The sequence below is a fragment of the Hominiventricola filiformis genome (assembly GCF_020686965.1).
Taxonomy (GTDB): domain Bacteria; phylum Bacillota; class Clostridia; order Lachnospirales; family Lachnospiraceae; genus Hominiventricola; species Hominiventricola filiformis.
Window position 1 is genome coordinate 124,465 of the sequence record NZ_JAJEPS010000006.1, and the last position, 23,005, is coordinate 147,469.

Genomic DNA, 23,005 nt, shown 5'->3' on the forward strand with positions numbered 1-23,005 from the left:
GGTCAAAAAAATCAATATATAAAAACGACCAATCCGAAAGTTTAATTTCAGATTGGTCGTGAAGAAAAATCTATGATATCAGTTTTTCCTTTTTCTTTGTATATTAATTCCTATACTCCACATCGACAATGCTAATATTAATAACCATCCTCCTACAAAGTTTGTATCTGATGTTTCTGCAGATTCCACAAAGTAGTTACTTTCATCTTTTGATTCAATCGTCTCAGATGTTCTTGAATTTTTTACTTTTTCTTTTTCTGAACTCTTGTTATTATCTTTTTCTATAAGATTCGTTGCCGCTTTATTCACTTCTATTTTCACGACACATGCAGCCGCATTATAATTTTTACTTTCTTCCTGCGAAACAGTGATTGTTGCATCTCCTTCTCCAACAATAGATACTTTTCCATCACTTCCAACTTTCACAATTTTCTCATTATCAGATTTAAAAGTCGGCAGAGTTTCTAAATTATCAGTAGAATAAGATAAACAAAAATCTGCATCTCCTATTGATTTGCTTATGTATGTTTTTTCCACTCTAAGATTTGAATCAGCTTTCTCTATCGAAAAATCAAGTGAAATGGAACCTGCATAATGAGAATTATCCCCAGGAATAGCGATAGTTACTGTATAATCTCCTGCATCCACAGGTCCTCTGTTGCTTTGATAAACCGTTTCTTTTCTTCCACTATAGTTTATCTGATACGTTCCTTCATAAGTACTGCTTGGATTGCCTTCATAACCCAACTGTGATTTTCTATTATATGTACACTTCTTTACAGATTCCACTCCTGATATTTTTACATATTGAAGAATATCACCAGGTATTGTTCGTCGGCTGTTTTTATATTCTGGAATACCAGAAACGGCTACTATCGAAAATGCATACAGACCAGGATCTGTAATATTTTTCGCGAAATCATAATCATTATCCGCAGCTTCCACTATTTTTAGTATCTGCCCATCTTTATATAAGTAAACAACATATTTTTCTGCATCAGAAACTTTTTCCCAATTGGCCGTAGTTCCTTCCCAATTACATGTTGAAGGAGTCGGCAAACACTCTTCGCTGCTATCATAATCTGCTTGAACGTCATTTCCATCTGTATGAAGCATATATTCTGATGATTCTACAGGAATTCCAGCTGGTATAACACCTGTATATTCTTTTTCTTCTTCCAAAGGAATACTATAAAAATCAATATTTCTGGTTTCTGTATCTGTTATTTCAGCTACATAATAATCCATTAATCCGGATTCTCTTGCCACAAGTTTAATTTGATATTCCTGATCATAAGGATATATAATGGATTTCTTTCCATTACTAACCATTACGTATAACTCATCATCATTTAATTCAACCTGTTCATTTATAATAGAAAGTACTAACTGATTCTGCGCATCATATATATACACATCAACCGGACACTGAATGCTTGTATACTTATATCGATTTGTAAGTACCTTTCCATGACATTTATTGCGATTCCACATGTTTGTATATATCGTTCCAAGTTTCATCAATTCCGGCACTCTGAAAAAATGCTTATCCCCTATTTTCAAACCTTTATCGCTGGCTGACATTTTGTACATACAGTTATACAAATATTTATTGGTCATTGCAAGCATCTTATATGCACAATCATATATTTTTGCATCTTCATATGTTTGATTCTGTATCAGTATATCCCCGTATTTTTTGCTTACATTTTCCAACGCTTCCTCGACTGTTGATACATAATACATATTTGTATATTGATCTGCTTTTGTACTCAAATCTGTAATTTTATCCCCTATCGCATATCCTAATTTGTACGCCAAGACTACTGCTTTTAACATACCTGGAGTACAGCCTAAAAAAATGGCAATCTCATCATAGCATGACTTCTGTATATATTTTTTTATAAAACTGTCATATGTAAAATCAATTACCGAAGAAGTAAGTTCTTCAATACAGTTCATATACAATGCTGCATCATTATTTGCCGATGCAGCATACTTATTAAGTGCTGTTGAAAATGCTGACGCCTGATATTGATTTTTACTGTTCATTTCATCTCGCACTTTATACAGGATATCATAAAATTCCGTATGCATTTTTTTTACCGTTTTAGCAGCAATATATGCCTGGGAAACCGTTTGAAATGCTTTTATCGCATCTGCGGCATTACAAATATAAGTACTTGCTTCATTTGCAACTTCAAGGCCCTCAAATATATCAGAAAATTCTTTTTCATATTTTTTATAAAAAGAAGGACTTGCAACAAATGAAATTAATTTTTTTACTGAATCATCCACTTCATAACCTTTTTGACTTCCTGCCAACAGGTTTTCCAGATTATTTCTAAATTCTTTACTGTCCAAGTCTCCCACATTCGTAGTTACCTGTGCAATAATATTATCCCATTCCTGTTTTTCTTCTGCACTAAATAAATCATTCTTCTTAATATCTATACTGGCAAATTTTACAATCCAGTTATCCAATATATTGCCATAACATTCTTTGTACATTTCAAAACCCGAAAGGCCTAAATCCGTTTCAGCTGTACTTGTTTCTGACATGGACGTAATTAAATCTGCAAGATAAATATCATAATACGATACAGAAATCTTAATATTATCTGATTGAAAATCAAGAATATCAGAAACATTGGTTAAATTTTTCATCCAGTTTGCCACAGTACATAGCGCAAACTCATCTCCATTATCAAATTGCCAGTAAGCGTTTTTAAATCCTCGTGCGTTCACAAAACTGTCATACCTGTTTTGTGCAAAATCAAGATGATCTGCAACAAATTGCATTTGATTCTTTTCCTCTTCAGATATATCTTCTGAATCAGGTTCAAGTGTTATTACATTATTTTCTGCTTCCAACACCGAAATAGAAATATTTAAATCTGATGCATTGATAATAAAATTTTTATAACCATTTTTGGAAATCACTACCTGGGCTGATGACTGATATGCTGAATACCTTCCTACTACATATCCATATTGTTCAACTACCACACCATCCAAATCATTACTATTTTCAACTGTGATCTGATAATCCGTTGTAGGCTCTCCCGTTTTTCCATCAATTATAAGTAACTTGGCATACCACCGTTCGCCATCTGCATGGAGCTGCGGATATATATATCCTTCTGTACCATGTATATACCATAAGTTATCAAAATCAAATCCTTTGAATGTGCCTGTGAGCTGCATTTCCTCCATCGTACATTCAGTTCCCGCATTACTTCCATGACTTCCAGTACCAGTTCCAGTTTTATAGGATGTATCCAGGTAATAGCAATTCGATACTCCTGCAATAAATTCTCTGAATCCAATCAGCGCTCCTACACGATTTTCTCCCGCAGCACACGTTATTTTTCCAACATTGTAACAATATTGAATGCTTCTATTTGCATCTAAATACCCTGTAATTCCACCAACACACTTTTCTTCACCATTAATTTCTCCCGCATTATACGAATTACTGATATAAGAACTTCCATCATAATTTTTAATAATTCCTGTAATTCCGCCCACATTTTCTTTTCCATATATTTTTCCAGTATTATAGCATCTCTCTACGGATGCGCTTCCATTTCCAAGTTTTCCAGTAATTCCTCCTACATTTGTTGAACCATTAATGACTCCCGAATTACTGCATCCCTGATAGGTACCGCAATAATCGCCTCCGGCAATTCCACCTACACAGTCATTTCCATACACCTGTGCATTGACATGGCAGTTCCGTATTTTATTAAAAAAATGACTGCTTCCGACAAGACCGCCTACATAATTTTCTCCAGCAATATATGATTTCTCTAAATTAACATTTGAAATTTCTGCATTTTCAACACTTCCGAATAATCCAACTCCATTCTCTGTTCCATCGATAAACACTCCATAAACAGTGTGGCCTTTACCATCAAAATGACCTGTAAACTCATACTCCATGTGTATATTGTACACTGTACTTCCCGGATCTTGCAACGTTCCTATAGGGATCCATTCATTGCATTGATCCATGTACCATTTTTCATCAGAAACATTATTCAAATAAATATCATTTTTCAATTCATAATAGGCACTATTCCCTCGCTTATTTTTAATCTCAGATGCCAGATGTGCAAGTTCTGCACCATTACAAATAATATAGGGATTTTCCTGTGTTCCCTCACCACTGGAAAAAGTATCCGATACCGTACCATCCCATATATTTAAATTCGATATATTTTCTGATATATTCAATATTGCATTTTCATCCAAATTTTCTTCAGTTTCTTCTAAAGAAGAGTCTTCTTCGCTTTCTAATACATTTTCTAAATTATTTTCATTTATAACATTCTCTGAAAGATTTTCGCCATAATCTTCTATTATTTCTTCAGGAACTGTATCTTCTTGATCTATTTTCTGAATCAATTCATCATTTTTGCTAATATCTGTATCTTCTAATTTGTCATTCTCCTGTTTTTGTATCTTCTGATCTTCAGAAGTGTTTCCACCAAGATTTTCTGGTTCACTTTCTTCTGATTCAGCTTCTTTAATTTCGTTATTATTATTCAGAGCCTCATCTTCCTGTATTTCATTTGTGACCTCTTCAGGTTTTATATTCCCATCAATTTCTTCTGATTTCTCACTATCTGTAACAACCTGTTTCTCCACATCATGATCAGCCTCTGCATATACTGGTAATGACATCGCATTTATCATCATAGTAACCACCAGTATATGCGCAATCGTTCTTTTCATTCTTTTTCCCCACTCTGTTATCATTTCATGATCCATTTACATTAAAACAATAGCATTTAAGACGTTGCTTTATGATATACCTCGTCAATAATTGCATCCGTAGCTTCTCCATCAGGCCATGAATATTGTGTTTCCTGATTTTTTTCGATTAATTTTATTCTCATTCCGTCATCCGTCGGCAAAATATCGAGAAGGAAATTTTTCCCGGAACGGTTTCCGACAACGGAATATTCTGTCTTTCCGTCTTCCAAATCAAAAATATAATCCTCATCCGATGCACTGTCTCCATAATTATGCCAAAATCCCAAATAGGCTGACTTTATCCCATTCACTTCGTATATTTCCAAACTGGATAAATATTCTCCTTTTTCATATTCATAACTTTCCAATTCATTATAATCACCATCAGAAGTACCCTCTTCTATTGCCGGCAAATATGAATATCCATCAAACTTCTTTGTTCCATTCCAGACAATTTCCTTCACATGATCACACTGGCTGAAAGTTGTAGGCGTAATACTTTCAAGACTGTCAGGAAGTACAATCCTCTGAATCTGGCACCCTGCAAAAGCATTTTGTTCCACATTTTTTACACCTTCTGAAAGTGTAAGCGTTCCGTTTAATCCTGTGCAACCTCCAAATACGCTGTAGTCAATATATTCTATGCCTCCGGGAATGGTCAGATCTCCTGTTAATCCTCCACATCCATGAAAAGCACCTTCTCCAATCGTATTCATGGATTCTGGTAAATGCAATTCTCCTGTCAGTCCACTGCATTCGGCAAATGCTTCTTCACCTACGTGTACAAGTCCATCCGGTAAATGCAATTCTCCGTTTAAAGTAGGAAGATCATAAAAAGCCATATTCCCTATTGAGGTTAACTTTGACGGGAAAGAAATAGTTTCAATCTTGGTATTAATAAAAGCTCTATCTCCAATCTTGGTTACCGTGTCAGCTAATGTAACTTTTGTAACATTTGACAAACCAGCAAAACTTTCATTTCCAATAGAAGCAATGCCCTGATCTACTATAACTGAGGTTATATGGTTTCGTTGCTGTTTCCAAGGCTGGTTATCCTGTGATGAAAAATCTGCCATTGCCCCATTTCCTGATATTGTCAGAACACCATCTGTCAAAGTCCATGAAACGCTTTCTGGATCTGAATCATCTCCACAATAACCACTCACAGAATCAGGATCAATATTGCCTGATAATGTAAATTGTTGTATTTCAAACTTTGATGGATGCTCCTCTACTTTTAACGGATAAATCATATTTTTTTCCTGTTTTTCTTCACTATTGTATTCCTGAAGCTTTTCAACTAACGTTCCATCTATCTTTGCTCTCCAGAAACCGCTTTCAGTAGAAACATAATAAATCCATTCATCATTTATATATAAGCTATAAACCATTTCATCCAGACCATGTTCTTCACCCGTCGCCAACACTGTCTGTTTTGTTGTATCTTCAATCGGGGTTTGAATCAGAAAATACTCGTCATACAATTCATTATATTGCAGGTAATATATGTAAGAATCTGACATATTAAAAACATTATCCCCCGAAACCAATGCAAAATATTTGGGATTATTATCCGTGCCATCAAATTTTACTCGCCCTATATAATCTGTTTTTCCATTATCATTAAATGATCCCTTTTCGTTCCAACTATCGTCAGTGAAATAATAGTAAATATACCCATCTGCAACACTGCAGCGTTGATCCCTATATTTGGCTCCTTCCAAAACACAAACTGCTTTTCCTGATGAAATATCTAATGTCCAAATAGAATTATCACCGCCAAACATAACGATGGTATCTGCATAAATTCCAAATTTCCTTATCTCAGCTTCGTCGAAAACCACCTCTTCCTTATCTGTGCTAAACCAATTAATTCCATTCTCTATAGAAACAGATTGCGCCGTTATATTCTTATACATGCACCGATAGAGTGTTCCATCATACACAAAATATAAACTATTGTCATAAGGCAAAATTTCTGATGCAACATTGTAATGATAATCTGAAACTTTGTATTCCATCTCCCATACATTTACATTGTTATCCTTGTCCAGATAACTCATTAATCCATCCGTATTGCTGTAAAGAATATCATTAATGAAAATTCCCTGTATTCCTTCTTCCTCTATTTCATTTCCATCTCTGTCTTTCATAGCATAACGTGGCATATAGTATATTGAATCGTTATCTGTAAGATGATAATAATTAACATTATCCTGAAAATAAACATCTTCTCCATTACATACAAATGCCATCTGTTGAAGATAATTATTCATCGCCGCATCATCAGTATACGAAGGATTCCAGGCACCGCTTTTCACTAACTTATCCATGGCATATCCGGCCGGATATTTTGTTTTATAATTCCAGTCTTTTAATGCGGTTCTTGCAGCAACAGCCAGAATAATAACGACCATTAAGAGCAAAATCCATTTCAAAGGTTTCTTTTTTCTTTTTGGTTTCTCCTTTAACCTGTTTCCACAATCCGGGCAGAACATAGCTCCGTCCGGAATTATCTTTCCACAATTTTCGCAAAACATCTTTTATATATTTGCTCCTTAATATGAATATCAATAACTTTAAATTACAGTTACATTATTCAAAGTAAAATAATTTCCAGTGTTTTCCTTCTTTTGTTATACATACTGTAATATTTTGCTCATTGGATTCATCACCCTTCTTTGCAGTAACTGTGACCTCAGCTTCCATAATTTTTTCAATTGAATCGACATCAAAATCCGGGACAGACGATTTTATTCCATCCATAAGTTTACTTACTTTTCTTGGCGACATATCATAGATCTCATTGATTTCATAGGATAAAGAATAATTGTTTCCTACATAGGTTTCAAAAGAATCCATTGTATCTCCAATTGAATCTTTAAAGCTTTCTTCCGCTGCGTTTTCTGCATCAAAGTAATAATATACATCACTGGACATAGCTACCAGCGCATCAATATCATACTTTTCATAAGCAGACATCACTTTTCGTAAAAATCCACGATATCCGGTGTATTGAGGGATTATTTTCACCGCACCTAAAACTCCAATAATAAACAGTAAAACTAATATCAGTAAACCTGTTCTTTTTTTTGACTTCGTTTTTTCTGAATGATGATTCACATTCTGACCACCCCAGGGGGTTCCACATTGATCACATACTCGCGCATCATCATCAAGTTTATTGCCACAATTACCACAATATTTTGCCATTTTACTGTACCTTCTTTCGTTTTCTTGCGTGTAATATTACTACACCACTGACCACTAAAATAATTCCTGCACCTGCAGCAATTCCTGCATATATGATAATGTTCGAATGAATTTCTTCTCCATATCCATTCTTTCCTGCTTGAAGTTTTACATCATATTTTCCGTCCCCATCTTCATCAATGTTCAATACACTTACTTCAGAAACAGCTGCAACCGTATCTATTTTTGTTTTTCCTGTTATTTTTACATGTTCAAATTTTCTAAAATCGCTATAATTTCCATCATCATCCATAAAGCCAATAGTATAATCCATCAGGCCTCTTCCAGTGCCTGTAATCTTAACATCATAATCCACGCCCTCTTTCAAACGCAGGATCTTGACCTGATCTTCAGATACATTACCCTCCGAATCCTGAACATCTTCAAATGACAATGTTCCAAAATCTGTTCTAAGATTTAATGCATCCTCTGACGAGGTTAGGGTCTGTCCCTGATAACTGACTGAGACATCCACCGGACATGCAATTCTGACGTAAATATATTTCTGTCCATTCATCTGATCTGCAATATCTTTAAAGAAAAATATCAGATCATCAGCGCTTGCTACTTCGTAATGACATCCTTCACTGGCAATCGCCTCCATCAAAGCCTGCTCATAAGATTTTGTTCCATCGCTATTTTCGAAAAAACCAATGGTATAGATTAATATACCTGTCTTTTTGATTTCGTCCGCATAGGCTATGAGATCGTCTCCACATCTTCCTTCATTTGGTTCTCCATCCGTCATAAGAATAATCATTTTTTTCCTGGCATTTCCAGATGAAAGCATTTCACATGCCTGTTGCAGTCCTTCGTCAATATTGGTGCCGCCCAAAGCATATACTTCTGAAAGTGCATTTTTTAAAACGCTCTTATTTCCAGAAAACTCTGAAATGCAATGAGCCGAACTTTCATAAGTTACAATTCCTATACTCGCATCTTCTTCCAACACAGTATCTACAAACTTATTTGCGGCTTTCACTGTTTCCTGTATCGGCGTTCCATCCATACTTCCGGAAGTGTCTAATGTGAGCACGATATTTCTTTCGTTGGAAAGTGCTGTTGTCCGCGGCAATTGTTGATCAGTTTTCTTTTTATTTTTATATTCTAATGCCATTTCGACCGCATTTTTCGCATTGGCCATGCCATATCCATATTCCCCGTACTTTCCAACCGCGCTCTCGCGAATGATTTCTTTTACCAGGTCACTGTCTATATCTGGATTAACAGAAACGATAAGCCCGGCTATACCTGACACATGCGGACACGCCATCGAAGTACCAGAGTTTATTCCATATGAATCCTTTATCGTACTGTATATATCGGTTCCTGGTGCAATTACATTAACACATTTTCCAGCCTGACTATATGCTGCTATTTTATATCCGTCATGAACAAGCTTACTACCAATTCCTAAAAAGCCACCTTCTCTATGAGTTAAATTTTCTGCGGCACCAACCATAATAATTCGTTTTTGTACTTCTACGTCATCAATAGCCCCAAGAATATCGTATTTTGCATCCACATTCCCGCTCTCAAGCCGTTTTTTTATTTCTTTCTTTTTGTTTTTGTAAAACGCAAAATACTCTTCGTCCGTTTTGTTTCCGTTTAAATACTTCTCAAAATCTTCATAGCGATAATACAAATACGGATATTTTGAGTTATCTTCTTCGTCCTTCTTGAAATACTGATATTCTCCATGCACTTCATTTTGATTTCCTGTTGACTTGCAAATTATGAATGAATAATTATCTTTAATTAGTTGTTTCAAAAATATTGAAATTTTTTCAGCAATAATTTTTAATGCCTCATTATAGACCTCATTCCTAGATGCACAAAATGTAAGTGTATCCAACCCTACACTTAAATTGATAACCGAACAATTTTTTTTCACAATTAAATAGTAAAAAGCCGTCTTCCATGCCTGATAATTGCAATACTTATTTTTTTCTCCACGTATTTCAAATCCGCGTATTGACACTCCGTACAAATTTACTTTTGGCAAGACTCCTGTAACTCCAGTCCCATTGTCAAAAGTAGCCGCAATTGTTCCTGCAACATGTGTTCCATGGTTATCCCATTCTCCAGACGTGGCCGCTACATTTCCCAAAGGTTGTTCTACAAAATTCAGATCTTTATGATTTACATCAAACATGAGATCCAGTATTCCCACATTCACTGGTTGCATCTGATTCCTATACTCCCATGCCCCTGGCACATCAATTGCTTCCATCCCCCAGTTTTCTCCACCAGGAATATTACTCCACTCATTTTTCCATCTGGAATCATCCGGGTAATAATTTTCGCTTATCTGAAATGCATAATTAGGAGATGCATAAAGTACTTCGTCTCTGTTCTGAAGATCATTTACTAAAGAAGACAATTCAGAATAGGTTAATGATCTTTCTAACTGTATCTGATATTCATTTATATCAGATAGTTCACCAACAATCTTCCCTCCCAATGGTGCCAGATACTTAGTGAATTCTTCTTTTGAAAAATCGTTCTCCAACATTACAAGTACTTCATTATTTACATATAGAATTCCTGTATCACTGTCCTGTTCAACAGAATCATCCGATGTCTGATAATAAGTAATTCCTTCGGTATCTGTAGGTGGAATCTCTTTGTTTATATCCTCTGCTTCATTGTTATAGTATATTTTCTGTTGATCCGAAATTATATTGGTTAGAGTAATATCAATTATTTTAAAATGAACTAATCCAATTATTACAATTCCGATTATGACGATGATCAGCAAAAACACTGTTATAATATGTCTGAGTTTCCTCTTCCGATTTGCTTTTTTTAATCTACTTTTATCACATTCAGGACACAGTCCCGTTTTTTCATCCAGTCTTGAACCACATTTTGCGCAAAAATTTCCCTTTTTATTTGCACATAGCTTCTTCATTCCGCCTGTCTTTCCCCCACTGCCTTATTTTCCGTTCTTGTAATATTCTGCTGCACGGTCTCCATCCCTGAGTGTCAGACAATTATTCTTAATACTTTCTATCGTAGACGTTCTGCTTTCACCCCAAATATCCGTCAATTTCAGTTGATCATCATTTACAACATTCCATTTGCAGGCTCCGCTCCAATTGTCTATTTCACAGGTCCCATCACTATAAAATATAAACTCCGGGTCATCATTGTCTTCCGAGTACCACTCACCAACTAATTTCTTTTCGTAATTTGATCCACCACCAAATATTGAAAACAACACAACCAGTATAAGAACTATTAACACACCTACTGCAATAATACCTACTATCTTGTGATTTTTATTTTTTGCTTCAGCCTTCTGGACACTTTGAGAAGATACTCGCTTCACCGGAGTCCCGCAATCAGGGCAAAACATAGAATCATCAGGTATTTTCTTTCCGCAATTTCCGCAAAACATAACTTTCCTCCAATATACAAATTTTTATTTCAATTTTTTTCCACAAATAATGCAAAACTTCATATTTTCGTCTGTTTCCGCACCACAGTTAGGACACACATGTTGCATAGATTCTTTCTGTTCTTCTTTTAAAATATTCTGTTTCATTTCCTCACCACTTAACAGGAAACCACATTTAGAACAAAATTTTTGGTGCTCTTCATAAACTTCACCACATCTCGGGCACTGCATATTTCCATTATCAGTAGAAGTATTTTCACGAATAATCTGTTTCCCACAATTCGGGCAGAATCGATCATCTTCTGATATTTCGCCTCCACATGCTGTACAAATATGCCCATTTTTGTAAGCCTCAATCTGTTCTGATATGTACTTCAATTGTATATTAATTTCATTTAATTTTTCTACCTCATCCCTGATGCATTCTTCTGCATCTGTTGAATGAAGCTCATAATATTTCTTTCCTATCTGTTTATAAAACTCTTCTGCCTGTTCAAGAAGCTGTTTACTGTTTTTCTCGAGTTCTTCAATTTTATTATTTTGTGATTTTTCCATGTCAGCAGTCCCCCTATGTCATTTTTTATTTACTGCGGTAAAAATAAATTGTCGTTTTGCAAAGTTTTTCATTCTCTGTTCCCTTACGCACATTCTTAATCTGTATCGTAATCTCATCCGCGTAAATTGGTTCATTAAAGGACATCATCGTGCCAAAAAGATCATCTCCTGCATCGCATTCTTCTACACAATCAGAAAATTCAACAGATTCTTCATACTCGCCAGCAGAAACAAGAAGTTCCGAAGGGGCACTACAAGCTTGATAATCTGTTTTCGACTCCCAGTCCCACGGATCAATTCCTATTCCTTCTATTGGTTCACCAGGATTTAAATTTTTTATAGTAACTGTTTCTCCAATCCCACAGTCAGGGGTAGACACAGACCATTTAACATGTTCCCCATCACATTCTATTTTTGCAGATGAATCTGATTGAGAACTAACCTGAATGGAGAAATTTTGGAAATCATCCTCCCACAATCTTCCCTCTTCATCCTCTTCGTTCTGAATATTGTCCTGTTCATTTTTTTGCTGTTCTTCACTCTCCGATAATGGTATCTCCTCATCCATCGTTTCTATTTCTGCTGCGTCTCCCTCTTCTTCTTTTTTCTGTTCTTCTTCATTTTCGTTCACATTTTCATTGTCAGGTTCCTTTATATCCTCCTGTAAAACTTCATTTTTTTCTGTTTCTGTAGACTCATCTAAATTTTGTGATGATGTATTTCCCAATAAGTTTTCTTTTGTACTTTGCTGTTTTAAATAAATAACTACAACGACAGAGATTAATAGAATTACCATTAAAATCACAGGCAAGATAATCTTTTTGACCCCTTTTTTCTTTTGTGGCCGTCCTTCATCGGAAATAATCTCTGATTCTGTTACATCCTCTATCTTCCATCCACATTCTCCGCAAAATTTTGCATTTTCCTTTAATTTGCTTCCGCAGTTTCGACAGTACATTCTGCAACCCTCTTATTCTTCAATCATCTGGCCACACTTCATACAAAACTTTGATCCCGGTTCGACTTCCGCACCACATCCAGAACAAATTTTTTTAGATGTGTCTCCCTGATCATTTTCTGATATTAAGCTTCCACAATAAATACAAAACTTCTGTCCCTTTGGAACTGCCTTACCACATTTAGAACAATTTACCATGTTTTCAGAGCGTTCCTTAGACGATATTTCAGGTATTCTTTCTCCGCATTGAGGGCAAAATACAGTTCCTTTAGCAATTTCACAGCCACATTTAGGGCAGGATTCCACGCCTTTCACCAAGACAATCTGTGCTTTTATTTCTTCTATTCTTTTTTCAGCCATGGTAATTCCTTCAACTTCCGCCTGAACGCAGGCCTCCGCATCTAATTTATGAAGTTCATAATAGTTTTGGCCGATTCTGGAATACAATTGACTGATAATCCTTTCCTGCTCTGTAATCAAACCATTTAATCTGCTAACCTCTGCAAAAATTCTCGCCTGCTCAGCTGCTTTCTGACCTCCATCCGTAATCTTTTTTCCAATTTCATCAAAAAATGCCATAATAATATCCCTCTTTCTTTATCTGTAACCTTTTTCTTTTTCGTATTCTACAATTAAATCTCTATTCGCAATTTCATATTCATTAAATACACTGTCATCAAAATCTTCCGGCTCAATAGTTCCTTCGTACCAGCTTTTTGATTCAAAATATGATTTTAAATTTTCATCAGTAAACTTTCGTCCGTGTCGGGCAAATAATTCATTACGGGCAATTCTGCAATCATCTGCTGAGTATCCTTCCAAATCTTTCATTGTCAAGTATTTGCTGTCACTGTCAGGGATGAAATACTCTGATGCTTCATCCTGCATTTCTGTTTCTTCCGTTTGTTTTTGATCTTCTTCTGAAACTTCTTTTTCCACCGATTCAGAAATATCTTCCTCTGAATTATCTGTAGAAAAATCGGTTTCAAAGTCATCAGTCTGACTCGACCATTCATTAGCAATTACCTGATTATCTGGTACTTCACTTTGTTCCGATATTTCATTCATTTTGTACTTCAAAATAAAAGCTGCCAGTATTATAAGAAAAACACCAAAAAATATCATTAAAACGATTGGCCATCTCTTCTTATGCTTCATAGGAATTATTACTTCATCTTCTATAGTTGACTCCATCATTACCGGAGTCCCACACTTCTTACAGAATCTGGAGGTTTCTTTTAATTTCTGACCACATTTTCTGCAATACATTTCTTATCTCCATACGTATTTACATATTTTTCGAAACCAGTTCATCAATAGAAGCAACATACACTGTCTTAAAATTCAAAGCATTTATTCCGGACCAAATCAATACTATATTTCTGAGCAGCGAGCAAACAGTGCTTAAAATTCCTGTTAATCCTAATGGAACTGCTATATGCACATTCTTCGCAAAAATACCAATCACTTGATTAAATATTGCAAATATATCATCAATGCAATTTAATCCTATATTTATTGCTCCAAATATCACTACAATCATTACCATTTTTACTGCCTGATATTTTAACCAGTCATTTTCTTCTTTCAATAAAATATACCCTGCCAATATGACTGCTGGAATGATACTGATTGCTCCAAGAAAATATAAAATTGCTCCTGTAAGCCCAGCTGACACTCCTAATTTTATTTTGTTCATTTCTTTTATCTCCTTCTCATAACATATTTAACTGGATTATAACATATATTCTTGGATTATTAAATACTATAAGACATTTATTTTTCTACTATATACAAAGGTATCTCCGTTAGACTGTTTAAAGGAGGGGAATAATAAATATGAATCCAGAATTTGTTCGGGAAAGAATTACCCAGTTGAGACTTGAAAAAGGAGTATCTGAATATCAGATGAGTTATGACCTTGGCCATAGCCGAGGTTATATTTATAATATTTCTTCCGGGCGAGCACTACCTCCAATGACGGAATTTCTTCAAATATGTGATTATTTCAACATTACCCCTGCCCAGTTTTTTGATACTTCATCTCCAAATTCAGCTTTACTTGAAACAACTATTACAGAACTAAAAAAATTGGACGATGACGATCTTCTGCTCATTTTAGGGAATATACGTCGTCTAACAAGAGACAGCCGATATTCAACACCATCTGGAAAATAAAAAAGACTGATGCAAAATAGTAAATAATCATCTATTTTACATCAGTCTCTTTTATCTCTTTTTATTTTTCTAAGCAACGGAATAGCAATGCTATGTCGGCGAAGTGCCAACCTGTGAAAGGAACGTCCGCAGTCCCGGTACTTCATGAGAACAAGCCGACAGGCGATGTTCGAATGTTAGTACCGCTGGATCGAGGACTTAGCGCAAGCGGTTCCTTTTCACAGCTTGGCACTTCGTCCTCCCATTGTTTTATTCCGTTTTCTCCAATAACCGATAGGTCATCAACAAATACAGCAGCTGATCCGGATCTTCCAGATCAATCTGCACCAATTCTTTGATATGGGCCATCCGGTATAGAAACGTACTTCGATGGATAAACAGTTTCTTCGCTGCCTGCACAGCGTTCATCTGGCAGGTAATATATGTCTTCAGCGTAAGATAGTAATCTGTCTTGTGCTCCTGATCATATTTTTTCAAATCCAGCACTGCCCTGCTGCATACAACTTCGGGTTCCAGCACTTCCGTACACTTTCCAAGAAGATAGTCAAGAGCAATGTCTTCAAATCGATTAATCCAACGCAGAGGGTAACGTTTCATTCCCTCCTCAAGAGCAATCCGGGACTGGATATAATACTGTTTCAATGATCTGAATCCGGTAAAGCTGTAGCTGATTCCTGCTTTCAGATAGCTGTCTTTCAGGAATTGCTTTACAGATTCCAATGCTTCTTCCAGAGACTTTCCGTAATCATTAAGATTTACATAAACCACAATATTTTCATGAAGCAGAAAGGCACAACTTCCCTTCATGAGGCTCTCAATACGGTTACAAATAAAGCGAACAACCGTCAGGTTTTGGCGGTCCACCGTGGATACATGAATATTCATGCAGAAATAGCTGTGTGATTCCTTCCACTGAAAATTTTCAAACCGGGATTCCAGAGAATCAGCCTCAATACTTTCCTCTGTCAGAATATTGGACAACAGCCGGTCGAGCGTGTAACTGATATCTTCCTGCACCACCGTATAGCGTTCCAGCATCTGCTGCACATATTTTGCCAGATGCTGCAGGAGATATTCATCATAAAGCTTCAGTTTTCTGGAAGCTTCTACCAGAATTACCCGATAACTGTTCCGGTTCTTGTCATAGATCTCCACAAAAAGATTATTTCTCTTCGTGACTGGATCCTGATAATGCTGGACGGCAAACGGCTCCTGATTTTCCTCACTGCAGGATATCACACTTACCTGATTATGCGACAGAATTTCCTGAAATTCTGGCAGCGTATCCATGAGACTGCTGTAATCCACCATAAATCCTTCTGTCGTGCTGACCATCAGCGGATTATGGAAAATACGGTAGGATGCATCCAGCAGACTTTTCAGAGTACTCTCTGACAGTGCCATACTCTGCATCCGCTCATCCCAGGCATCATATGCGTCAAATGCCCGCTGTGTCGTATTAAACAGCACTTCTGGATTGGCCTCCTGCGGAAAACATCCGACTCCATCCGGCAATATATCCATTTCCGAAAAATCACCAACTGCCAGTATGAGGTTATCACCATGTTCAGCAAGCTGTTCCAGTGTCAGATCATCAGTTCTGGCAATGTATACTTTATTTTTTCTGAACTCTGTCCCGTTCTGATAAAAAAGAGGCCGTTTGAGATTCATGTCCTCTGACATTTTTCCCAAACGGCACTCCGGATAATTCTGGCGGAGTCGATCCGCCAGAATCTGCATACTGATTCGCATAGCTTATGCAAACTTTCTCATAGCTGCTTCTACAACATGTCCTACGAGAACAGAAGTGGTAACGCTTCCAACGCCGCCCGGTACCGGAGTGATTGCCTCAACAATCGGCTCAACCTCATCAAATACAGCATCGCCTGCGATAGCGCCCTTGCCGCCTTTTTTGTTGATCTTTTCCGGATCCCAGTTAATGGAAACGTCGATTACGATCTGTCCCGGACGAACATACTCTTTCGTCAGGCTGTTCAGCACACCTGCACAGGAGATCAGGATATCTGCTTCTCTTGCGATAGCAGGAACATCCACAGTCTTGGTATGACATACAGTTACCGTTGCGTTCTTGCCCATGAGCATCATAGCTGCCGGTTTTCCTACTACAAGGCTTCTTCCGATGACTACTGCATTTTTGCCTTTGCAGTCAATTCCGTAGTAATCAAGAATCTCCATGCATGCCTGCGGAGTACACGGCGGGAATCCAAGGGGTTTGCCCTCAAACACGCCTGCCAGAGAAAGATGAGTCATACAGTCAACGTCTTTTGCCGGATCCAGCGCATTCTCGATCTCAGACTGAACTGCTTTTAAGTGAGCCGGGAGCGGACGGAACATCAGAACCCCATGAATGGTATCATCTTTGTTTACTTTATCAATGACAGCAAGAAGCTCTTCTTTGGATACATCTTCCGGCAGAAGAATTTTCTCTACTTCCACACCAAGGGTATCACATCTCTTGGTTGCACCGGTCTCATAAGAAATATCGTCCGGTCTCTCTCCAACGCGGATAATGCCAAGCTTCGGGGATACTCCTTTTTCTTTTAACTCTTTTACCTGTCCAATAATCTTCTCGTTCAGGGCTGCGGTTACTTCTTTACCTAATAACTGTTTTGCCATGGTTTCTACTCTCCTGTTTTCTTATACTAGCGAAGTCTTGCATTAACAGCTGCAAAAATATCGTCCGCTTTTTTACTATAGTCAGCAATCATCTTATCTGCTTTCTCGTTGAGGGATGCAGCGTACTCTTTGTCAGCCATAGACTTGGTGTTGATGAACACGTTCAGGGATGCACCCAGAAGTGCTGCCTTACAGAATGTAACGCCTACGCCTGCATCAGAGATTGCAAGAGCAGAACCCTTTGCAGCAAACTCTTCGATCACATCAATGGCCTCACAGCATTTCTCCATGATTTCCATAGGAACTGCACATGCATCTTTCAGAACAATCGCCATCACACGTGCTTTTTCTGCTTTTTCTTCCTCAGTCTCTCTCGGCATACCATATGCTTTTGCCAGCGGCTCAAATGCTTCCGCATCAGCCTCTACCAGATGAAGAAAATCTGCCTGAAGCGCAGTTGCTTTTTCTTTCAGTGCAATAATATCAGCTTCTACATCTGCATATTTTTTCTTACCAACAGTCAGACTTCCTACCATGTTGCCAAGTGCCATACCAATGGCTCCTACCAGTGCAGATGCTCCTCCACCGCCCGGTACCGGCGCTTTGGATGCAAGTACATCCACGAATTCTTCACAGGTTTTTGTTGTGAATCCCATACATACCTCCATGTTTAAGGCTTACGCCATTTTAATTCTGAGCATGGCTTATGGCAGGGAACATCCTGTGTTCCCTGCCGCCATATAGATTTGTGTATAATATTATTTAGAAGAGTCCTGTAATCTTACCATTCTCATCTACATCGATCTTCTCTGCAGCCGGAACCTTCGGCAGACCAGGCATGGTCATGATCTCTCCGGTCAGTGCTACGATAAATCCTGCACCAGCAGAAATCTTCAGATTACGAACGGTAACTTCGAAGTCAGTCGGTGCACCCAGTTTGGTCTGGTCATCCGTCAGGCTGTACTGAGTCTTGGCAACACAGATCGGGCAGTTTCCAAATCCCATATCTTCCAGCTGTTTTGCCTGTTTCTGAGCATTTGCAGTCAGGACAACTTTCTTTCCGCCATAGATCTTGGTAACGATTGCATTCAGCTTATCCTCAATAGAAGTTCCTTCCAGTTCATAGGAATAAGTGAAATCATTCGGCTGCTCGCAGAGACGTACTACTTCCTCAGCAAGTTTCATGCCGCCTTCTCCGCCTTTTGCCCATACTTCAGAAAGGACAACGTTAACACCCAGCTCTTTACATTTAGCCTCTACCAGGTCAAGCTCTGCCTTGGTATCGGTCGGGAATGCATTGATAGCAACTACACACGGCAATTTGTATACGTTTGTGATATTGCTTACATGTTTCAGCAGGTTCGGAAGACCTTTCTCCAGAGCTTCCAGATTCTCATTATTGAGATCTGCTTTTGCAACACCGCCGTTGTATTTCAGAGCACGTACAGTAGCTACGATAACAACGGCATTCGGTTTCAGACCTGCCATACGGCACTTGATATCGAGGAATTTCTCTGCACCAAGGTCAGCACCGAATCCAGCCTCAGTAATGGTGTAATCAGCAAGTTTCAGACACATCTTGGTTGCAGTTACGGAGTTGCATCCATGAGCAATGTTAGCGAACGGTCCGCCATGAACAATAGCCGGAGTTCCTTCCAGAGTCTGAACCAGGTTAGGTTTCAGTGCATCTTTCAGAAGTGCTGCCATAGCACCCTCTGCGTGCAGGTCACCAGCGGTTACCGGTTTCTGCTCAGCTACTTTGCCATATGTATATCCGATGATGATTCTTGCAAGTCTCTTCTTCAGATCAGTGATATCACTTGCCAGACACAGAACTGCCATGATCTCGGAAGCAACGGTGATATCGTAGCCATCCTCTCTCGGCATTCCATTGGTCTTTCCGCCAAGTCCGTCTACTACATTACGAAGCTGACGATCGTTCATATCCACGCATCTTCTCCAGGTGATCTTTCTCGGATCAATGTTCAGTGCATTGCCCTGGAAAATATGGTTATCAATCATAGCTGCCAGCAGGTTGTTAGCTGCGCCGATTGCATGGAAGTCACCAGTGAAGTGAAGGTTAATGTCTTCCATAGGAACAACCTGCGCATATCCGCCGCCTGCTGCTCCACCTTTTACTCCGAATACCGGTCCAAGAGACGGCTCACGAAGTGCTACCATAACTTTCTTGCCGATCCTGCTCATACCATCTGCCAGACCTACGGAAGTAGTGGTCTTACCTTCTCCTGCCGGAGTCGGATTGATTGCAGTTACCAGAATCAGTTTTCCGTTCTCTCCCGGAACCTCTTTCAGCAGATTGTAGTCAATTTTTGCCTTGTACTTACCATACTGCTCCAGATACTTGTCATCAATACCTGCTTTTGCAGCAATCTCGGTAATTGGTCTTGCTTCGCACTCCTGTGCAATTTCGATGTCAGATTTGAATCCCATAAAAACTTCTCCTTTCTTTATCCGCAAAGAATCAGAACTCTGCGGCTGATGCGCATATCGCGCAAGGTTTGCTTTTTTGTTATTCCAAAGAACTCATCCGTTCCTTGTGTACGAATGCATTATATAACTTTGATAATTTTTTGACATCCTACACTTTGTACAATAACATTTATTTTATGCACACAGTCGTTTCAGCGTGGTAATGGACAGATCTCCCGCCACTACCATGTCCTCTGCGTGAAATCCGAACTGGAAATTATCGCTGTAAAGAATCTGGGCAGAGGGTGGAAACTCCTCGTCTCCTGCCCAGAAAATAAACCGCATCCGATATCCGTCAATGAGTTCAAACTCGTATGCCACATCTCCCATGGGAATCTTCTTCACTCCCGGGATCTTTTCCATGCCCTCGGCGAAGGCTTTCAGCTTAAATCCGAATCCATAGGTCAGACGCTTAATACATCTTCCCGTAAAAGGCTGAATATACAGTTCTCCATAAGTTGGAACCTCGCGGAAGGTCATGAACTTTCCACTGGACTGTACATACTGCCCTTCCAGCAGATACCGTAAAATAAAGGTTTTGGCCGGAAGGCTGGTCATAAGGAGGCCATCCTTCTCTTCCTCATCCAGCGCCTTAATTTCAAACTCCGGAAAATGCACTTCATAAGGATGTCCCATGAAACGAATGCCAAATTTCTGCTCAGTTTCATCATACACTATGTTCAATCTTTGAGCAGCCTCTTTCGGATCCAAAGATTTATATTTTTCCAAGTAATGCTCAAAGGGCACTTCTTCTTTGTGGTTTTCGATTTCCAAATTAAATCTCCTCCTGTTTTACGCTGGGGAACAGCGCAGTATTCGTATGAGGAATAAAGCATGCAGCCACAAATTCATCCATATAGCTCGGATCCGTGCTCAGCTCCATATAGGTAATGTTGTGAGCAAGGTCATGTACTTTCTGTTCTGCTTCTGTGGAAAGGGTCATGTTGTAGGCACCGGTCAGAGAAGAGTTTCCAATATAATGGAACTTGTCGATCTCTACATCCGGGAACATACCGATGGTCACGGCATTTCTCATATTAATACCGCTTCCGATACCACCTGCTACATATACATTTTCGATCATGGACACATCAAAGTCCAGAGAACGAAGCATTGTACAGATTGCAGAGAAAATAGCTCCCTTTGCACGGATGAAATTATCAATATCTACTTCATTGATTTCTACATCTTTATGACCCGCTGCATCTTCTTTGAATGCCAGCACATAGCTTCCGATTCCGTAATGATCGTGGCGGACACGATCACCCTCCCGGACAAACTTTCCTTTCGGGCTGATGATGCCGCAGCGGAACAGCTCTGCGATTACGTCAATGATACCAGAACCACATAATCCCACCGGTTTTTGTCCTTCTTTTCCGATCACGGAGAAAGTCGGTTCCATGGTCTTTGCATCAATAGAACATGCTTCAATGGCTCCATCCGTTGCACGCATACCGCAGCTGATATCTCCGCCTTCAAAGGCCGGTCCTGCAGAACATGCACAGCTCATCATAAAATCAGAGTTGCCAAATACGATCTCACCGTTGGTTCCAAGGTCAATAAACAGGTTGAATTCCGGTTTATTCCAGATCATGCTGACCAATGTACCAGCCGTAATATCTCCTCCTACATAGCTTCCAATATTCGGAGCAATGATGACCTTTGCATTGGGATGTACATCCAGTCTCAGGTCATAGGCACTGACATCTTCTGTCTCAAAGAAATCCGGAATGTACGGTTCCATACGAAGCGGATCTGCATTCACGCCAAGGAGCAGATGGTTCATGGTCGTATTGGAAGCAACACACAGATGATATATCTGGCTTCCCTGAATACCTGCAGCGCGGCACATATTATGAAGCATTGGATTCAGAGTCTCATCAATGATGGCTTTCTGAAGTTTTGCTTCTCCACCGGTTTTTCTGGATTCAATAATGCGGTTGATTACATCAGCTCCATAACGGATCTGTCCGTTTCCTGCAGATGCCTTCGCCAGAATCTTTCCATCTCTCAGATCAAGAATCACAGCCGATACGGTAGTCGTACCAATATCGATGGCAGCTCCGCAGATTCTCTCCTCCGTAACAGGCACTACGTCATAAACGAGAACACTGTGATGAAGTTTCTTCAGTACTACATTCACATGGAACTCATTGTCCCGAAGTGCATCCGGCAATTTCTTCAATACATGATAGGTTAATTTTACACTCTCTATTCCCGTGGCTGCCTCGATGGCCCAGGACAGCCGTTCATTATCCGGCATGGTATCCTCCAGTGACGGTGCCGTCATCTGAAGTTCCACAACCGAGAAATCATTTTCAAACGTAATTCCTGCATCTGCAACATCCTGTTTTGCCCGGTCAAAGATGGCAACTTCCTCCGGTGAACTTAAATCAGCCACTTTCATGCGGCTCTTATAGGCAGATGCAATGTCCGGTACCAGCACCTCCACGTCGCCGGTCACCTTGCTGCAGCAGGAAAGTCTCCATCCTTCTGCATAGTCTTCGTCCGTAATATGTCTTGTCTGGACACTGTCCAGTTCTCCACTGATGAATTTTACCCGGCATTTACCGCAGGAACCGTTGCCTGAACAAGGTGCATCAATGGCCACATTCGCTTTCCGAGCCACCTCCAACAGGTTCTCTCCGGCTGTCACTGCTACTTTTGTGGCAGTTCCATCTTCATATCGAAATATAACATTCGGCATAATCTTTTTCTCCATAAACTGGGTTTTCAGGTTTTGTATTTTCCCATATAGCACAATACTGCCA

17 protein-coding genes are annotated in these 23,005 nt (G+C 38.8%); 1 reads left to right on the plus strand and 16 read right to left on the minus strand.

Annotated features, from left to right (window positions below; genetic code table 11):
- Positions 1 to 78: 78 nt before the first annotated feature.
- Genes LKD36_RS08130 through LKD36_RS08175 form a run of 10 tightly spaced genes read right to left on the minus strand, consistent with a single transcriptional unit; the run spans position 79 to position 14,628 of the window.
- Positions 79 to 4,740, minus strand: coding sequence for a hypothetical protein (locus LKD36_RS08130; RefSeq protein ID WP_308459292.1), 4,662 nt, complete (start codon positions 4,738 to 4,740; stop codon positions 79 to 81).
- A gap of 56 nt (positions 4,741 to 4,796) precedes the next feature.
- Positions 4,797 to 7,301: a leucine-rich repeat protein gene (locus LKD36_RS08135; RefSeq protein WP_308459293.1), complete on the minus strand. Its 2,505-nt coding sequence runs from the start codon at positions 7,299 to 7,301 to the stop codon at positions 4,797 to 4,799.
- 55 nt (positions 7,302 to 7,356) lie between these two features.
- Positions 7,357 to 7,974: a zinc ribbon domain-containing protein gene (locus LKD36_RS08140; protein ID WP_118769967.1), complete on the minus strand. Its 618-nt coding sequence runs from the start codon at positions 7,972 to 7,974 to the stop codon at positions 7,357 to 7,359.
- A 1-nt stretch (position 7,975) separates the two neighbouring features.
- Positions 7,976 to 10,927, minus strand: coding sequence for a S8 family serine peptidase (locus LKD36_RS08145; protein ID WP_308459294.1), 2,952 nt, complete (start codon positions 10,925 to 10,927; stop codon positions 7,976 to 7,978).
- Between the two features lie 24 nt (positions 10,928 to 10,951).
- Positions 10,952 to 11,416 carry a zinc ribbon domain-containing protein gene (locus LKD36_RS08150; protein WP_308459295.1) on the minus strand — a complete coding sequence of 155 codons (465 nt, stop codon included), beginning with the start codon at positions 11,414 to 11,416 and terminating at the stop codon, positions 10,952 to 10,954.
- 24 nt (positions 11,417 to 11,440) lie between these two features.
- On the minus strand, positions 11,441 to 11,971 hold the full coding sequence (locus LKD36_RS08155; RefSeq protein ID WP_308459296.1) for a zinc-ribbon domain-containing protein: 531 nt from the start codon (positions 11,969 to 11,971) through the stop codon (positions 11,441 to 11,443).
- Between the two features lie 25 nt (positions 11,972 to 11,996).
- Positions 11,997 to 12,929, minus strand: a complete 933-nt coding sequence (locus LKD36_RS08160; RefSeq protein WP_308459297.1) for a zinc ribbon domain-containing protein — start codon at positions 12,927 to 12,929, stop codon at positions 11,997 to 11,999.
- Between the two features lie 12 nt (positions 12,930 to 12,941).
- Positions 12,942 to 13,508, minus strand: coding sequence for a zinc ribbon domain-containing protein (locus LKD36_RS08165; protein WP_118769962.1), 567 nt, complete (start codon positions 13,506 to 13,508; stop codon positions 12,942 to 12,944).
- An 18-nt stretch (positions 13,509 to 13,526) separates the two neighbouring features.
- Entirely contained in the window at positions 13,527 to 14,198 is a 672-nt protein-coding gene (locus LKD36_RS08170) for a YARHG domain-containing protein (protein WP_308459298.1), read from the minus strand.
- A 19-nt stretch (positions 14,199 to 14,217) separates the two neighbouring features.
- On the minus strand, positions 14,218 to 14,628 hold the full coding sequence (locus LKD36_RS08175; protein WP_308459299.1) for a hypothetical protein: 411 nt from the start codon (positions 14,626 to 14,628) through the stop codon (positions 14,218 to 14,220).
- A gap of 140 nt (positions 14,629 to 14,768) precedes the next feature.
- Here LKD36_RS08175 and LKD36_RS08180 point away from each other — a divergent pair, with 140 nt between their 5' ends.
- Positions 14,769 to 15,107 (plus strand): helix-turn-helix domain-containing protein, encoded by a 339-nt coding sequence (locus LKD36_RS08180; RefSeq protein WP_118769960.1) that lies wholly within the window; start codon positions 14,769 to 14,771, stop codon positions 15,105 to 15,107.
- A 249-nt stretch (positions 15,108 to 15,356) separates the two neighbouring features.
- On the opposite strand, the gene LKD36_RS08185 is transcribed toward LKD36_RS08180, so the two are convergent.
- The 6 genes from LKD36_RS08185 to acsV all read right to left on the minus strand — a co-directional run bounded on the left by LKD36_RS08185 (position 15,357) and on the right by acsV (position 22,941).
- On the minus strand, positions 15,357 to 16,859 hold the full coding sequence (locus LKD36_RS08185; RefSeq protein WP_308459300.1) for a PucR family transcriptional regulator: 1,503 nt from the start codon (positions 16,857 to 16,859) through the stop codon (positions 15,357 to 15,359).
- Between the two features lie 3 nt (positions 16,860 to 16,862).
- Positions 16,863 to 17,744 (minus strand): bifunctional 5,10-methylenetetrahydrofolate dehydrogenase/5,10-methenyltetrahydrofolate cyclohydrolase, encoded by an 882-nt coding sequence (locus LKD36_RS08190; RefSeq protein WP_118769958.1) that lies wholly within the window; start codon positions 17,742 to 17,744, stop codon positions 16,863 to 16,865.
- Positions 17,745 to 17,770: 26 nt separating this feature from the next.
- On the minus strand, positions 17,771 to 18,400 hold the full coding sequence (locus LKD36_RS08195) for a cyclodeaminase/cyclohydrolase family protein (protein ID WP_308459301.1): 630 nt from the start codon (positions 18,398 to 18,400) through the stop codon (positions 17,771 to 17,773).
- 106 nt (positions 18,401 to 18,506) lie between these two features.
- Positions 18,507 to 20,195, minus strand: coding sequence for a formate--tetrahydrofolate ligase (locus LKD36_RS08200; protein WP_308459302.1), 1,689 nt, complete (start codon positions 20,193 to 20,195; stop codon positions 18,507 to 18,509).
- Positions 20,196 to 20,369: 174 nt separating this feature from the next.
- A complete protein-coding gene (locus tag LKD36_RS08205; protein WP_308459303.1) occupies positions 20,370 to 21,008 on the minus strand; it encodes a DUF3786 domain-containing protein in 639 nt (212 codons plus the stop codon).
- 1 nt (position 21,009) lies between these two features.
- Positions 21,010 to 22,941, minus strand: a complete 1,932-nt coding sequence (gene acsV / locus LKD36_RS08210; protein WP_308459304.1) for a corrinoid activation/regeneration protein AcsV — start codon at positions 22,939 to 22,941, stop codon at positions 21,010 to 21,012.
- Positions 22,942 to 23,005 lie beyond the last annotated feature (64 nt).

Bases quoted from the DNA above. Each gene is read 5' to 3' on its own strand.
- LKD36_RS08195 (WP_308459301.1), bottom strand. From the start codon at position 18,400: ATGGGATTCACAACAAAAACCTGTGAAGAATTCGTGGATGTACTTGCA.
- LKD36_RS08180 (WP_118769960.1), top strand. From the start codon at position 14,769: ATGAATCCAGAATTTGTTCGGGAAAGAATTACCCAGTTGAGACTTGAA.
- LKD36_RS08160 (WP_308459297.1), bottom strand. From the start codon at position 12,929: ATGTACTGTCGAAACTGCGGAAGCAAATTAAAGGAAAATGCAAAATTT.
- LKD36_RS08170 (WP_308459298.1), bottom strand. From the start codon at position 14,198: ATGTATTGCAGAAAATGTGGTCAGAAATTAAAAGAAACCTCCAGATTC.
- LKD36_RS08175 (WP_308459299.1), bottom strand. From the start codon at position 14,628: ATGAACAAAATAAAATTAGGAGTGTCAGCTGGGCTTACAGGAGCAATT.
- LKD36_RS08200 (WP_308459302.1), bottom strand. From the start codon at position 20,195: ATGGGATTCAAATCTGACATCGAAATTGCACAGGAGTGCGAAGCAAGA.
- LKD36_RS08140 (WP_118769967.1), bottom strand. From the start codon at position 7,974: ATGGCAAAATATTGTGGTAATTGTGGCAATAAACTTGATGATGATGCG.
- acsV (WP_308459304.1), bottom strand. From the start codon at position 22,941: ATGCCGAATGTTATATTTCGATATGAAGATGGAACTGCCACAAAAGTA.
- LKD36_RS08185 (WP_308459300.1), bottom strand. From the start codon at position 16,859: ATGCGAATCAGTATGCAGATTCTGGCGGATCGACTCCGCCAGAATTAT.
- LKD36_RS08150 (WP_308459295.1), bottom strand. From the start codon at position 11,416: ATGTTTTGCGGAAATTGCGGAAAGAAAATACCTGATGATTCTATGTTT.
- LKD36_RS08145 (WP_308459294.1), bottom strand. From the start codon at position 10,927: ATGAAGAAGCTATGTGCAAATAAAAAGGGAAATTTTTGCGCAAAATGT.
- LKD36_RS08130 (WP_308459292.1), bottom strand. From the start codon at position 4,740: ATGAAAAGAACGATTGCGCATATACTGGTGGTTACTATGATGATAAAT.
- LKD36_RS08165 (WP_118769962.1), bottom strand. From the start codon at position 13,508: ATGGCATTTTTTGATGAAATTGGAAAAAAGATTACGGATGGAGGTCAG.
- LKD36_RS08155 (WP_308459296.1), bottom strand. From the start codon at position 11,971: ATGGAAAAATCACAAAATAATAAAATTGAAGAACTCGAGAAAAACAGT.
- LKD36_RS08190 (WP_118769958.1), bottom strand. From the start codon at position 17,744: ATGGCAAAACAGTTATTAGGTAAAGAAGTAACCGCAGCCCTGAACGAG.
- LKD36_RS08135 (WP_308459293.1), bottom strand. From the start codon at position 7,301: ATGTTTTGCGAAAATTGTGGAAAGATAATTCCGGACGGAGCTATGTTC.